Origin of the sequence: Rhodococcus sp. SORGH_AS_0303 (genome assembly GCF_030819335.1) — a bacterium.
Lineage (GTDB): Bacteria > Actinomycetota > Actinomycetes > Mycobacteriales > Mycobacteriaceae > Rhodococcoides.
In genome coordinates, this window is sequence record NZ_JAUTBO010000001.1 from 3,986,075 (window position 1) to 3,998,998 (window position 12,924).

Below are 12,924 nucleotides of genomic sequence, written 5' to 3' on the forward strand. Positions count from 1 at the left end.
CCAGTCGGTCGAACCCACGTGTCGGTGTCCGGACATAGAGTTCGACCATGACCGACCCTGTGAACCGCGTGGAACCGCCCTTCGTCGCAGACCAAGTGACCATGCTCGAATCGTGGTTGGACTACCACAGAGCCACTCTGCTGTGGAAGTGCCGCGGACTCACCGACGCGCACTTGGCAGCGCGGTCGATACCGCCTTCCACTCTGTCCCTTCTCGGCTTGGTGAGGCACCTGACAGAAGTCGAACGAAGTTGGTACGCACGACGGCTCGCGGGCCGAGAACACCCGCCTCTGTACTAATCGGACGCCGAGCCCGACGGAGACTTCGACAGCCTCGACTCGGCACCTGTCGCGGAGGTGTTCGCCGCCTACGACAGGGCCGTCCACGACAGTCGGGGCTTCGCCGCGAACATCGACCTGGACACGTTGTCGGTCGGCACGGTCGACGGCCGGCCGGTCTCGCTGCGCTGGATCCACCTGCACATGATCGAGGAGTACGCCCGGCACAACGGCCACGCAGACCTCCTGCGGCAGTGCATCGACGGGGGCACCGGCGAATGACTCTCGTCGTCGCGGCCCTGGTGATCCTGGTGGCGCAGAACGTCGTACAGGGGACGGTCCTGATGCCTATCTTCCCGACGGCTGCTGAGCACGCGGTATTCGGTCAGCCTCCGGTGAGCGTCAGATAGCCGACGGTCGCCAGGGCTGCCACCATCGGCGCCGACAGCCCCACTGAGCCGAGGCGGCCGGCTGTCGACGCCTTGACTGCGATCTGCTCGCGCTCCTCCGCTGCCACATCCAGCACAGAGACGATGTCGGCGCCCACGACGATCGCCGCGAGAGCATCGACCCTCGGGTCGTCGCACACCGGGTTCACCAGGTCCGCGATCACGCGGTTGCGCGTTGCAGGCGCCGCCCTCGTGGTGCGGTAGGGCACACCGAGAACTCGGGCCCGGCCGCGTTCGAGCACCCCGTCGTCGGCCGCACGGTCGCGATGCTCCACATAAGCACGAGACCTCCGACGCAGCCAGTGCCGAATCTTGATGGGCCGGGTCGCGGTTGCTCGGTCGAGGGAGTCGGCGAGTGTGGACACCCATTCGAGATCACTCACGTCGACCCGCGCGCCGAGAATCAGGTCACCGTCGATGTCGACGATCCGGTCTATGGACAGCTCCGCGAGCTCGGCCAACGCGGTGCACTTGGCCGGGCCGAACCGCTGATACGGGCGCCCGTCCGCCGTGTGCAGCAGTGTCATCAGGGCCGTCGGGACGGCCAACTCTCGAGGGGTCGGTCGGGTGCTGTTCACGTGGTGCCTCTCCGTCGATTCGGTACCGGCTTCACGAATGCGAAACCAGTGCGTCCACATCACGCTAACAACGCGACGTTCCAACATCAAAAGTTTTTGTTAGGAAAACACAACTATTTGCAGGATCCACCACCACCTGAGGTGGACGGTGTCCTCGACGCTGCAGGACTCGGGGTTGGCGAACACCACAGTGTCGCAGGGTCCGCTCGTCGAGGAGATCGGACGCGACGGATCATATGAGCCGGGGTGCGCGTCCGCCCAGCACGTCCCGCCGAAGGATCTGACGTCGTCGCTGGTGAGCGAGGAGGTCTGAGACCCGGTCACGTTGGTGGCAAGTCCTCGTTCCTCGGCCATCGATGGCCCAGCCACTCGCGCCGGCGGCGGTGCACTCCCCACGATCATCCGACAGTGGATCGTCCTCGCCGACCGGACGTCATGGCAGGGGACGCACCAGTGCGACTGCGCTCTCGTGCGCTCGGGTGAGGGCGAGATCGAGTGGCATGCGCCGGAAGTCGTGGGACAAGATCTCGACACCCCAGGTTCCGTCGTATCCGACCTCGCGCAGAACACTGATCAGTCCGTTCAGGTCGAACACTCCCTCACCGCACAGTCGACGGTTGTCCATCGTGTCGTCGAACAATGACCCGACGACGTGCTCGTCGGCATCATCGAGTTCCACACCGAACACGACGTCGCCGGTCAGGGAAGATCGCAGTTCGTCGAGGGTGGTGCCGGCACGGAAGACGTGCCAGGCATCGACGATCACGCCGCACGCGGGATTTCCTGTGGCGCGGGCGAGGTCGGCCCCGTCCGGGATGGTGGAGATGATCGAGAACGGCATCGGTTCGATGGCGATGCGGGTGCCGCGCTCCACGGCCTCGCGGCTCAATACGCGTAACGCGTCGACCACGGGTTCCAGGTCACGAGGCGGCGCATTCTCCGAGCCGATCTTGATGTGCGTCGGCTGGAGGATCTCAGCGGCCTCCAGCAGCAGGTCGCGAGTGTCGTGGGTGCTTCCCTTCTCTCCTCTGGGGATCCACCACCGTTCCAGCAGTTCGATCTCGACATACCTCAACGGCGAATCGTCGAGCATGCTCCGCAGGGCCGGTAGTCCGATGTCGTCGCGAATGGCCGCGAGGTCCGCGGCGACGATCCCCATGCCGGCGAACCCGGCATCGGATACCGCCGTGATCCGGTCCGCGATCGGAATCGGACTCACAGGGTGTGGCGCGTCGGGGCGGACATCGCCCGCCGACGTCCAACACGCTGCGATCAGTTCCGGCGCCATCGGTGCGATGCGTCGGTCCGCTCCTCGGGTCATGGTCAGGATCCTGTCTGCGTCGGGGTACCTCGCGGCCACCGCGATAAGGACTGGTGCGACGTGGCCCGGATGCAGGAGGTGGCACCGGGAGCGAGGTGGTCACCTGCAGTGTGCCGATTGCGACATCGTCGGATCAAGCAGGTGGACCCATCAAAAACCCCTCGCCGAGGTGAAGTGGCGCTGCCGGTCCGATCCGGTCGTGGCCGGACGATCGCGTCATACCGAGTGAAGGCGACTCAGCTTGTCGGGCACGTCGAGGCTCATTCGAACGACGTCACCGATCGAAAGTCGTGACCCGGTAGTCATCCGCTCTCGCGACGGCTCGCGTGATCCCGACGCAGGCAGGGTGACGTGGTGGTCGATCCGACCACTGTCAGACCGTTCCGGCAGTGACGTCGCCACCGTCGATGACCCACCGGGCCACCTCGACCAACGAGATCGACAACGCATAAACGCGGGCCCGCAGCAGAGCCGAGGCATCGTCTGCCGCCAGATCATGACGTGCCATCAGCATGCCGATCGCGATGTTCGCAGACTGCAGATCGACATGGTGACGCATGAGACCGTCGATCCCGATGTGGCCGACCAGGTCATCACCCAACACGCGGGCCAGCTTGAAAACGAAGACGTCGACTTCCCCGGGCCATCGACGCGTCGGCGGGGTGCATCGATGCATCTGCATCGTCCCCGATGCACGATCACCCGAACCGATCGGATAGATCTGCACCCACCCCACGCCCAGCGACGACATTGCTCGACGAGCGCCGGCCACCGCAAGCGATCCAACGGATCACCCGACGTGATCGTGCACACCGCGTTGTCGTCGATCGCAGCCCGATCGGGACCGCACCCGTGCACGTACAGCACATCCGCCACCGCCGTCGCCGATGCGCTCGTCGCGTGCATGAGCGAACGTGCATCCGAATTCTCGGCGGAGGTGACGATCACCGCGGCACCGTCGGCGCCGTCGTTCACGCCGATGCCCCCGTTCCGAGCCGCCTCTGTTTCTCATCGTGCCATCGATCGGACCGGGAGGTTCGAAACGCTCATCGCTCGGGTGGTCTGCGCCGGGCAGCCTTCACACATCGACCGCGACGGTACGTCGCGCCCAGGATGCCGCTGAGTACTCAATTCGACACCTACCCCGATGTAGCATCGCGCAATGGCTCTACGGAACGCGATCCTCGCCGCACTCCTCGACGGTGAGTCCTCCGGTTACGACATGACGAAGAGCTTCGACGTCGCGGTGGCGAATTTCTGGAGTTGCACCTCGCAACAGCTCTATCGCGAACTCGACAAGTTGGAGGCCGACGGCCTCGTCGAAGCACGCCTGGTCGAGCAGCAACGACGGCCGAACAAGCGACTGTTCAGCCTCACCTCCGAAGGACGAGCCGCGCTGCAGCAGTTCATCGTTCGCGAACCCAAGCCCACAGCCGTACGTGACGAACTACTGGTGCAGATCGAGGCAGTGGACGTGGGTGACGTCCACGCGATCATGGCGCACCTTGACACAAGGGGGGCCGCCTCGACCCGCAAACTGCTGCAGTACAAACAATCTCGAGAAGTATTGCTCGACGGACAGACAGAGGCCGAGTACCTCGCGGACACAACGAGAATCGGGCACTTCCTCACCCTCGCACGCGGAATTGCTTTCGAGGAGGAGAACATCAGATGGTGCGACTACGTGCGCGACATTCTGTCGGGCCGAGCTGGGCCGAGCCTGGACACGGTGCGTGCATCGCAGTAGCCTCGCCCTGACGTACTCAACAAGTTGACTAGGGGCTGTCATGACGACCTTCCGCCAGGCGATCGATGCGCGAGATCTCGATGCCGTCGACGACATGTTGGCGGACGACGTCGTGTTCCGAAGCCCCGTGGCCTTCGCCCCTTATCAAGGGAAGGCCATCGTCTCCGCGATCCTCCGGACAGTCCTTCAGGTGTTCGAAGGTTTTCACTACAGCCGGGAGATCCACGACGTACACGGTCGAGACCACGCGTTCGTCTTCGAGGCGACAGTGAACGGACTGACCGTGACCGGGTGCGATTTCCTTCGGTACGACGACGAGGGTCGGATCGTCGACTTCATGGTGATGGTGCGACCACTTCGCGCGGCCGAGGCCCTCTCGGCTGCCATGGGCTCTCGCTTCGAACAGATCAAGGCCGACGCCGCCGAGCGAAGCGCACGGTGACCCTCTCCGGCGTTCTGCTCCTCGCATGGCTCAGCAGGCATCGAGCTGCGATCGTCCTCGCCCAGGGCATCCGAGTGCGGCGCTCCACTCCCCGCCTGCCCGCGGCACTCGGCCTGAAAGGCCGGATCGGCGAGACCGATGGGCGGGCTGTGCAGCTCGTAGTGTTGGGCGACAGCCTCGCCGCTGCCGTGGGAGTCGACCAGCATGCCGATGCTCTCGGTGGACATCTCGCGACACGGATCAGTACTCGAACGAGCAGACCCGTCGAGTGGACGATCATCGGCAGATCGGGAGCGACCGCACGCGAGGTGTCGGCTCTCGTCGACGACGCGGTGCTCGGAGCTGCCGACATCGTGGTCGTCTCGGTCGGTGTGAACGACACGAAGAATCTGCACTCACGGGCGACCTGGCGGGCTCAGTTGTCCGCACTGCTCGACCGCGTCATCGAGGCCTCCCCTCAGGCGGCAATCCTGTTCATCCCGCTCGCCCCACTTGCAGAGTTCCCGGCCCTGCCCGCGCCGCTGAAAACCGTACTCGGCCGCCGAGCCGACGAGTTCAATGCCATCGCCGGCGAACTCATCGCCGTGCGTCCGCGAATTCTATTGTCGGACGTGGCTTTCGAACCGTCACATCGAATGTTCGCCGCTGACGGATTTCATCCCTCGTCGGCGTTGCACGGCATCTTCGCCGACGGTGTCGTCACCGCACTCGACCGGGCCGGCACACACGGCGTGCTCGCGGCCGTGGAGCAGGAGCCACCACACCACCGTGCGTCAGCCGGAATCTTCGACGACCCTTCGAGCTGAGCACGCGCGATCGGCTTCGATGTGGAAGCGAGGCACTGTTCGGTCGAGGGGCGCCGGCAATCCTGCCACTCACAGGCCATGCCACCTGAGCTACGCGGGTGCGGAGTCGCCGAGTAGCACGGACACCGCGTGATCCACGTCGACCGTGGAATCGAGGAACGGGACAGATCTCAGGCACCCGGCGATGAGGTGGACGAGCATGTCGACGACGACATCGACGTCGAACCGACTCTCCACTTCCAGCCACCGAGCACTCGTCTCGTCCACAGCGGCAACGGCTGTCCGTCCGACCAACCTGATCGCGTCGTTGTGGGGATCGATGCCGAGCATGGCAGCGGCGGCGACGAGCGCTGCTGTGCGGGCATTCTCGAATACCTGCCACGCCTCGGGATCGGCGCCTCGACCGCCCAGAACCATCCGCAGCGCCAGGCCACGGTGTTCACGCAGATATGTCAGGTGTGCGGTCAGCGCTGCCCGGATCTGCTTGTCCGGGGTTGCGTCGGGGATGCCGTCGAACGCGCGCGCCATCGCCTCGGCGGTCGATCGCATGGCCTCGAGGTAGATGCCTCGCTTGGTGCCGAAGTAGTGGAACAACAGCCCGTGCGCGACGTCGGCCGTCTTGGAGATCTCACCGACGCCGACCTTGTCGTAGTCGTTCTCGGCGAAGAGCGTGACGGCGGTGTCGATGAGTCGCTGGCGGGTCTCCGCCGCCCGGGCGGACCGGGCGGTCATCTTGGCGGGCGGGCGCGACACGACGTCACTGTATCGGGAACAGCCGACCCGGGGTGAGTAGGTGACGGCCGCGATCGTCAGATGATCGGGGTGATGTGATCGTGCAGCTCGACCCCCAGCAGAGCCTTTCCGTACGTCTCGATCGATACTCGGGGCAGCATCACCGCGTGGCGCGCACCGACGTTCGAGTCGCGCCAGATCCGCTGCAGCGCATTCACCTCCGCGAAGGCGCCGGCGCCGGTGGCATCGAGCAACGTGTTGAGCGCCTCGTTGATGCTGCGCAGCGCGGTCGCAGCATCGCCGCGGACACGGGCCCGCGAGAGGAGGTCCGGATACTCCCCCGCGTCCGCCCACCGCTCGACATCGTCGGCTGCGCGGAAAGCGTGCAGGTGGGCGGTGTCGATCTTCAGAGCCGCCTCGGCCACGAGCATCTGAAACGCCACCGAGTCTGCCTGGCGCTCGAACACGGTGTAGGCGAGAGACTTTTCCGCAGCCTTGGTGCGCACCAGTTCCAGTGCAGCTCGACCCATTCCGAGCTGCGGTCCGACAAGGACCATGACCAGCATGGGGCCGAACGCGGACCTGGCGAACGCGGAATCGGTGCGCTCGGAGACATAGGAACCGCTGAAGGCACCCATCATCGAGAGCATCCGATGTTGGGGGACGAACACGTCGTCTGCGACGACGGTGTTGCTGCCGGATGCACGCATTCCGGTCACGTACCAGGTGTCGTCGACGTGGTAATCGGTTCGGGGGATCAGCGCCATTCCCTGATCCATCACCGTCTCGTCCTCGTCCAGGATCACCACGCCTCCGGTGCACCACGTGGCGTGCAGACTGGCCGAGGCGTACGGCCACTGGCCGCTGACGCGGTAACCGCCGGGTACCGGTCGCGCGGTGGCAGTGGGCGACACGACGCCGGAGATGATGACGTCCGGCCCGTCCGCGTACACCTCGGACTGCGCTTGCTCGGTGAACATTCCGAGTGCCCAGTGATTGATGTTGGAGAGCGTGGTGACCCACGCTGCGCCGCCGTCACCCTCGGCAATGGTGGCAGACACCTCGAGCATCGTCCGCAAGTTCGTCTCCAGCCCTCCGAAACGGGCCGGCGCTGCGATCCGGAACGCGCCGGAACGGCGGAGGGCGTCGACCGGGTCCTCGGACAACCTGCGCGCCTGCTCGTTCGCCGCGGCACCGGACTTCAGCTGCGGCAGCAGGTCGCGTAGCTGTCGTACCACCTCGGCACCGGTGTCGATGCCCGTGGTCGGTGCGGAGGACTCGGTCAGTGTCGTCATGGTGTCACTCTCGGTCGGGCCCCTGAGGAGCGGAGATGCGATCTGTGACACCGAACGTAGAGTTTCGTTGACTTCGTGTCAATATTGACATCGAGTCAACGACATGGCCTGATTGCCTCGTCGACCGCATCCGAAAGGAATTCGAGTGAGCCCCACATCCGTGAGCCGGAACATCGCCGCGCCCCAGCAGAAGGTCTGGGAAACCGTCTCCGACGTGACCACCTTCGAGCACTGGCACGCTCTGCACGCCGGCTGGGAAGAGCTGCCGCCGAGCACGATCGAGGTCGGCGCGACGATGGTGGAGAAGATCAAGGTGGCCGCCCTGGTCGACACCATCACCTTCGAGGTGGAATCGTTCCGGCCGCCGAGCGAGGTCGTCTTCCGCGGCAAGGGTTCGACCGGCTCGAAGATCCACATGCGCCTGGGGTTGGACGCGTCCGGTGACACGACCACCGTCACCATCGACCTCGACGTCACGAGCCCGCTGCTGGTCGGCCCGGTGGGCAAAGCTCTGCGGGGAACGTTCGAGAAGCGGCTACGGGAGACACTGGACGGGTTGTCCCGACATGTGATCGCAGTCTGAGGTCACATCGGGGCGCACGTCGCGTCACGGGGAGCGGACCGCGCGACGTGCCTTCACAACGCATCTGGCCCGCCCCGAGTACGAACCAGCGCGGAGATCACCGGGTGGTCGAGACGATGACATTGGCCGCGACGATGAGCACCAGAGCCAGCATCTGCCAGGGAGACAGCACCTGCCCGAGGACGATCCACCCACCTACCGCGGCCCAGACGGGATTTACACTCGCCAGCGTTCCGAAGGCGCCGGCGTCGAGATGCCGCAGACTCACCATGTCCACCGCGAACGGCACCACAGAGGCGAGCACACCGCACAGCGCTGCCAACAACACGAATCGCGGCGACGGCGGATTCACCGTGAACAACGCCACCGCCACCGGAGCCCACACGACTGCCGACAGAATCGCCGCAGCCGAGGTTCCGCGAAAGCCCGAGAAGAGCGCTCCCACGCGCTGATTGAGCAGGATGTAGCCCGCCCACCCCGCTGCGGCGACGAGAGCCGCGACGACACCAGCGATGTCGGAGGTCCCGCTCGGTCCGACGAGAACGATGACACCGACGGCGGCCAGTCCGGCGCACAGCACGTCGAGGGCGCGGCGCGACCCGGCGACCGCGACAGCCAACGGACCGAGAAACTCCAACGTCACCGCCAGACCCAGACCGATGCGCTCGACGCCGAGGTACAGGCTCAGATTCATGACGCCGAACACCGCAGCCAGCGCCATCACCGCCACCACTTGAGTGCTCGTCATCGAACGGAAGCGCGGCCGCGCCACGAACACCATGACCAGCGCCGTGACCAACTGGCGCACGGCGACCACGCCCACGGGACCCATCGCGGGAAAAGCCAGAGCGCCCGCCGCTGCGCCGGACTGGTTGGCCGCAGATCCAGCGAGCGCGGCCGTCACGCCCACCGATCGGCGCCTGCCGTTCTCCGGCCGGGCACCGGCCATGTGAACTCGCGAACCCTGCGACGGACGTTGCCTGAGCACCATGACGAGAACCGTAGGAGCAGCTCCAGCCAGAACTGAAATGCATACATCGCTCCGGGTATGCTCTGCGGTTATGACGTGGTCGTCTCGCGAAGTGGTCTACTTCGTCGCTGTCGCCGGCTGTGGGTCGTTCACGGATGCGGCCATCGAACTCGGCGTGTCCCAAGCGGCCGTCTCTCGCGCCATCGCCGCCACCGAGAACCGGCTCGGCGAAAGACTTCTGCGTCGCACACCTCATGGCTGCGAACCGACCGCTCTCGGACTGCAACTCCTGCCACAGGCGCGCCGCATCCTGTCCGAACTCGACGTGCTCGACGACATCGCTCGCACCAGGCGCCGACGGTTACGTCTGGGCTACGCGTGGGCCGCGGTCGGTCGTCACACCACACCACTCCTGCGTTCGTGGCCCGCCGAGCATCCGACAATCGAACTGCAACTCGTACGCCACAACTCCCCCACTGCCGGACTCGCGGAAGGTTTCTGTGACGTCGCCGTCGTCCGCACACCGGTGAACACCTCTCGATTCGACACCGTCGTCGTCGGACTCGAGAGACGACTGGCCGCGTTCGCGACCGACGACGCACTCTGGCGCCGCAGGCGGACACTGACCATGGCCGAGGTGGGCCGTCGCACGCTCGTCGTCGACCCTCGAGTGGGTACGACGACTCCCGCGCTCTGGACCCACGACGGCACCGACCCCGTACCGGATCTCATCGAGACCACCGACGTCGACGAGTGGCTCGACACCATCGCGGCGGGCCGAGGAGTGGGCTCCACCGCCGAAGCCACCGCCCTGCACCATCCCCGATCCGGGATCACCTACCGACCGATCACGGACGGACCGAGCATCCCGGTCCATCTCGCGTGGTGGAGACATGAACCGCCTATCGGACTGCGCGAACTGGTCGACACTCTCACGTCGTTCTACTCGACGTGACCGTCCGCGCCGTCACGCCCCCGATGTCGACCCTGTGAGGAACATGCACGAGTGACGCGTGACATTCTTTCGACGCGGAGCGGCTGGGGCGAGCACTCGCGATGTCGCAATGCGCTGTCTTGCACAGCATCTCAGTCACACAGTCAGGGGTAGCATTCGCTGCTACCACACCCTGGTCCTGCTGCCACAGCGCACATCAGCGCGCACGCGGAGCGTCGCAAGGGCCTTCATTGCTCGTGCGCACTCGTTTCGGCCAGCATCGAGACCTCTCCGAAAGGACAGTCTCGGTGCGCAACAGGTCAGTTCGAGCGGGAAGTCCGCCGTCCGTCGAACTCCCCAGGGATGGTGATGGCAGTCATATCGACTGTCGAACCGTTGCCGACCACAGGAGACGACCATGGCCATCGAGCTCAATCAGATCTGGGACTTCCCGATCAAGGAGTTCCACCCCTTTCCTCGCGCCCTTCTCGGGGTCGGCGCACACGACATCATCGGCGTCGAGGCCAAGAACCTGGGCTTCAAGCGATCACTTCTGGTCACGACGGGCCTCCGGGGTTCGGGGATCATCGAGGAACTGATCGGGAAGATCGAGTACCAGGGCGTCGAGGTCGTGTTGTTCGACAAGGTGGAGTCCAACCCCAAGGACTACAACGTCATGGACGCCGCCGCGCTCTACCAGAAGGAGAAGTGCGACAGCATCATCTCCGTCGGTGGCGGCTCGAGTCACGATGCAGCCAAGGGTGCACGTGTCGTCATCGCGCACGACGGACGCAACATCAACGAGTTCGAGGGTTTCTCCAAGTCGACCAACAAAGAGAACCCACCGCACATCGCCGTCTCGACGACGGCGGGTACGGGCTCGGAGACCTCGTGGGCCTACGTCATCACCGACACCTCCGACATGGACAAGCCCCACAAGTGGGTGGCGTTCGACGAGGCCTCCATCGTCACCGTCGCGATCGACGACCCGTTGCTCTACTACACCTGCCCGCAGCACTTCACCGCGTACTGCGGATTCGACGTGCTTGCCCACGGAAGCGAGCCCTTCGTCTCCCGGCTGGACTTCGCGCCGTCGCTGGGCAATGCGTTGTATTCCGTCGAACTGGTCGCGAAGAACCTTCGCGAAGCGGTGTACGAACCTCGGAACTTGAAAGCTCGAGAAGGAATGATGAACGCGCAGTACATCGCCGGGCAGGCCTTCAACTCCGGCGGCCTCGGCATTGTGCACTCCATCTCGCATGCCGTGAGCGCCTTCTTCGACAGCCACCACGGACTCAACAACGCCATCGCTCTTCCGCGGGTCTGGGAGTACAACCTGCCGAGCCGGTACGAGAGGTACGCGCAGCTGGCCGGCGCCCTGGGAGTCGACACCCGCAACCTCACCACCGTGCAAGCGGCGGACGCTGCTGTCGAGGCGGCCATTCGACTGTCGAAGGACGTCGGCATCCCGGACAACTTCGGGGAGGTGAACACCCGCCTGTACGACAAGAACCGGATGAACACGGGCAAGTACACCGGCCGCGGAGACGTCATCACCGGAGACGAGAAGACCGTCCTCGCCATTTCCGAGCACATCCAGGACGACTGGTGCACGCCGGGCAATCCCCGCGAGGTCACGGTCGAGTCGATGATTCCGGTCGTCGGTCACTCCATCAACGAGTCGTACTGACACTCGAGAGATCACGGAAAGGACCACGAGTATGACCACGGCCGGACCCTTCGTTCGACAACAGGACACCACTTCGGATCTGGCGACGCCCGCGGACGTGCGCGCATCGCTCCGGGAGACCGGATACATCGCGACCGACGACCTGTCGGTGGTGGTGCATCTCGCCATCGCGCTGGATCGACCGTTGTTGCTCGAAGGTCCGGCCGGCGTCGGTAAGACGGAACTGGCCAAGGCGCTCGCCCTCGCGGGAGGGCGTCGGCTGGTCCGCCTGCAGTGCTACGAGGGTCTCGACGACAATCGCGCGCTGTACGAGTGGGACTACGCGAAGCAACTGCTGCACGTCCAGATGTTGCGGGACCGCATGGGGGCCGAACTCGCCGATGCACCGGATCTCGCCGCAGCGTCCGCCCTACTGTCCGACACGGATTTCGGTCTCTACTCCGAGGGCTTTCTCGCTGTCAGACCCCTCCTCGATGCGATCCTCTCGGAGCAGCCGGTGGTGCTGCTCATCGACGAGGTCGACCGCACAGAGGAAGCGATGGAAGCACTGCTCCTCGAGGTGTTGGCTGAGAAGCAGATCACCATTCCCGAAGTCGGTACCTTCCGGGCGCGAACCGATCCGTGGGTGATCCTGACATCCAACGACACTCGTGAACTGTCCGCCGCGCTCAAGCGGCGCTGCCTGCACTTCGCGGTCGATTTCCCGAGCGCGGAGGTCGAGCGCGAGATCGTCTCCTCCCGCGCTCCGGAGGTGGAGGAGTCCGTGGTCGCTGACGTCGTCGACCTTGCTCGGTCGATGCGGGAACTGCCCCTGCGCAAGAGCCCGTCGGTCTCCGAGGTCATCGACGCAGCCCGAGCCGCGATGATCCTGAAGGAGCACGACACCGAGCGCACGAGGGAGTTGCTGTCCTCCGCACTGCTGAAATACGTGAGCGACGTCGAACTCGTTCGGCGACAACGAGAGCCCTCTGCACCGCACGACACTGCCGACCGTTCGGGTCCACCGCCCAGCATCGCCAGTCGACCACCCAACAGCACCACCGCTGCTTTCCGCGGACACGGCGGACGTGACCGTGGCGGAGTCGGGAAGAAGGCGTGA

General features: G+C 65.2%; 15 protein-coding genes and 1 pseudogene. 10 read left to right on the forward strand and 6 right to left on the reverse strand.

Going from position 1 to position 12,924, the window contains the following annotated elements; all coding sequences use genetic code 11:
- Positions 1-101: 101 nt before the first annotated feature.
- Positions 102-560: pseudogene (locus QE449_RS18945) on the forward strand (DinB family protein).
- Positions 561-663: 103 nt separating this feature from the next.
- On the opposite strand, the gene QE449_RS18950 reads toward QE449_RS18945, so the two are convergent.
- Complete coding sequence (locus QE449_RS18950) at positions 664-1,305, reverse strand: GPP34 family phosphoprotein (RefSeq protein ID WP_307109405.1); 642 nt, start codon at positions 1,303-1,305, stop codon at positions 664-666.
- Positions 1,306-1,453: 148 nt separating this feature from the next.
- Here QE449_RS18950 and QE449_RS18955 point away from each other — a divergent pair, with 148 nt between their 5' ends.
- Positions 1,454-1,618 carry a hypothetical protein gene (locus tag QE449_RS18955; protein WP_307109406.1) on the forward strand — a complete coding sequence of 55 codons (165 nt, stop codon included), beginning with the start codon at positions 1,454-1,456 and terminating at the stop codon, positions 1,616-1,618.
- A 120-nt stretch (positions 1,619-1,738) separates the two neighbouring features.
- On the opposite strand, the gene QE449_RS18960 is transcribed toward QE449_RS18955, so the two are convergent.
- Both QE449_RS18960 and QE449_RS18965 read right to left on the reverse strand, forming a co-directional pair.
- Positions 1,739-2,626: a sugar phosphate isomerase/epimerase gene (locus QE449_RS18960; protein WP_307109407.1), complete on the reverse strand. Its 888-nt coding sequence runs from the start codon at positions 2,624-2,626 to the stop codon at positions 1,739-1,741.
- Between the two features lie 373 nt (positions 2,627-2,999).
- On the reverse strand, positions 3,000-3,185 hold the full coding sequence (locus QE449_RS18965; RefSeq protein WP_307109408.1) for an ANTAR domain-containing protein: 186 nt from the start codon (positions 3,183-3,185) through the stop codon (positions 3,000-3,002).
- Between QE449_RS18965 and QE449_RS18970 the strand changes: the two genes are divergently transcribed.
- From QE449_RS18970 to QE449_RS18985, 4 genes are read left to right on the forward strand one after another with little or no spacing between them, the layout of a single operon-like run.
- Complete coding sequence (locus QE449_RS18970; RefSeq protein WP_307109409.1) at positions 3,174-3,749, forward strand: hypothetical protein; 576 nt, start codon at positions 3,174-3,176, stop codon at positions 3,747-3,749. The genes QE449_RS18965 and QE449_RS18970 overlap by 12 nt on opposite strands.
- A gap of 39 nt (positions 3,750-3,788) precedes the next feature.
- Positions 3,789-4,373 (forward strand): PadR family transcriptional regulator, encoded by a 585-nt coding sequence (locus QE449_RS18975; RefSeq protein WP_027507098.1) that lies wholly within the window; start codon positions 3,789-3,791, stop codon positions 4,371-4,373.
- Between the two features lie 40 nt (positions 4,374-4,413).
- Positions 4,414-4,815, forward strand: a complete 402-nt coding sequence (locus QE449_RS18980) for a nuclear transport factor 2 family protein (protein WP_027507097.1) — start codon at positions 4,414-4,416, stop codon at positions 4,813-4,815.
- Positions 4,812-5,621: an SGNH/GDSL hydrolase family protein gene (locus QE449_RS18985; RefSeq protein ID WP_051613665.1), complete on the forward strand. Its 810-nt coding sequence runs from the start codon at positions 4,812-4,814 to the stop codon at positions 5,619-5,621. The genes QE449_RS18980 and QE449_RS18985 overlap by 4 nt, the downstream gene beginning before the upstream one ends.
- A gap of 90 nt (positions 5,622-5,711) precedes the next feature.
- On the opposite strand, the gene QE449_RS18990 is transcribed toward QE449_RS18985, so the two are convergent.
- Positions 5,712-6,374 carry a TetR/AcrR family transcriptional regulator gene (locus tag QE449_RS18990; RefSeq protein ID WP_222640156.1) on the reverse strand — a complete coding sequence of 221 codons (663 nt, stop codon included), beginning with the start codon at positions 6,372-6,374 and terminating at the stop codon, positions 5,712-5,714.
- Positions 6,375-6,430: 56 nt separating this feature from the next.
- Complete coding sequence (locus tag QE449_RS18995; RefSeq protein ID WP_307109410.1) at positions 6,431-7,648, reverse strand: oxidoreductase; 1,218 nt, start codon at positions 7,646-7,648, stop codon at positions 6,431-6,433.
- A 145-nt stretch (positions 7,649-7,793) separates the two neighbouring features.
- Here QE449_RS18995 and QE449_RS19000 point away from each other — a divergent pair, with 145 nt between their 5' ends.
- Entirely contained in the window at positions 7,794-8,231 is a 438-nt protein-coding gene (locus QE449_RS19000; protein ID WP_027507094.1) for an SRPBCC family protein, read from the forward strand.
- Between the two features lie 97 nt (positions 8,232-8,328).
- Here QE449_RS19000 and QE449_RS19005 read toward each other — a convergent pair whose 3' ends face one another.
- Entirely contained in the window at positions 8,329-9,222 is an 894-nt protein-coding gene (locus QE449_RS19005) for a DMT family transporter (RefSeq protein ID WP_307109411.1), read from the reverse strand.
- Positions 9,223-9,292: 70 nt separating this feature from the next.
- Between QE449_RS19005 and QE449_RS19010 the strand changes: the two genes are divergently transcribed.
- The 3 genes from QE449_RS19010 to QE449_RS19020 all read left to right on the forward strand — a co-directional run bounded on the left by QE449_RS19010 (position 9,293) and on the right by QE449_RS19020 (position 12,924).
- Positions 9,293-10,156 (forward strand): LysR family transcriptional regulator, encoded by an 864-nt coding sequence (locus QE449_RS19010; RefSeq protein WP_307109412.1) that lies wholly within the window; start codon positions 9,293-9,295, stop codon positions 10,154-10,156.
- A 397-nt stretch (positions 10,157-10,553) separates the two neighbouring features.
- Positions 10,554-11,825, forward strand: a complete 1,272-nt coding sequence (mdo, locus tag QE449_RS19015; RefSeq protein WP_027507091.1) for an NDMA-dependent methanol dehydrogenase — start codon at positions 10,554-10,556, stop codon at positions 11,823-11,825.
- Between the two features lie 31 nt (positions 11,826-11,856).
- On the forward strand, positions 11,857-12,924 hold the full coding sequence (locus tag QE449_RS19020; RefSeq protein WP_307095950.1) for a MoxR family ATPase: 1,068 nt from the start codon (positions 11,857-11,859) through the stop codon (positions 12,922-12,924).

Excerpts from the sequence above, each read along its gene's own strand:
- mdo (WP_027507091.1), top strand. The coding sequence starts at position 10,554 with ATGGCCATCGAGCTCAATCAGATCTGGGACTTCCCGATCAAGGAGTTC.
- QE449_RS18970 (WP_307109409.1), top strand. The coding sequence starts at position 3,174 with ATGGTGACGCATGAGACCGTCGATCCCGATGTGGCCGACCAGGTCATC.
- QE449_RS19020 (WP_307095950.1), top strand. The coding sequence starts at position 11,857 with ATGACCACGGCCGGACCCTTCGTTCGACAACAGGACACCACTTCGGAT.
- QE449_RS18980 (WP_027507097.1), top strand. The coding sequence starts at position 4,414 with ATGACGACCTTCCGCCAGGCGATCGATGCGCGAGATCTCGATGCCGTC.
- QE449_RS18975 (WP_027507098.1), top strand. The coding sequence starts at position 3,789 with ATGGCTCTACGGAACGCGATCCTCGCCGCACTCCTCGACGGTGAGTCC.
- QE449_RS18960 (WP_307109407.1), bottom strand. The coding sequence starts at position 2,626 with ATGACCCGAGGAGCGGACCGACGCATCGCACCGATGGCGCCGGAACTG.
- QE449_RS18995 (WP_307109410.1), bottom strand. The coding sequence starts at position 7,648 with ATGACGACACTGACCGAGTCCTCCGCACCGACCACGGGCATCGACACC.
- QE449_RS19005 (WP_307109411.1), bottom strand. The coding sequence starts at position 9,222 with ATGGTGCTCAGGCAACGTCCGTCGCAGGGTTCGCGAGTTCACATGGCC.
- QE449_RS18965 (WP_307109408.1), bottom strand. The coding sequence starts at position 3,185 with ATGCGTCACCATGTCGATCTGCAGTCTGCGAACATCGCGATCGGCATG.
- QE449_RS19010 (WP_307109412.1), top strand. The coding sequence starts at position 9,293 with ATGACGTGGTCGTCTCGCGAAGTGGTCTACTTCGTCGCTGTCGCCGGC.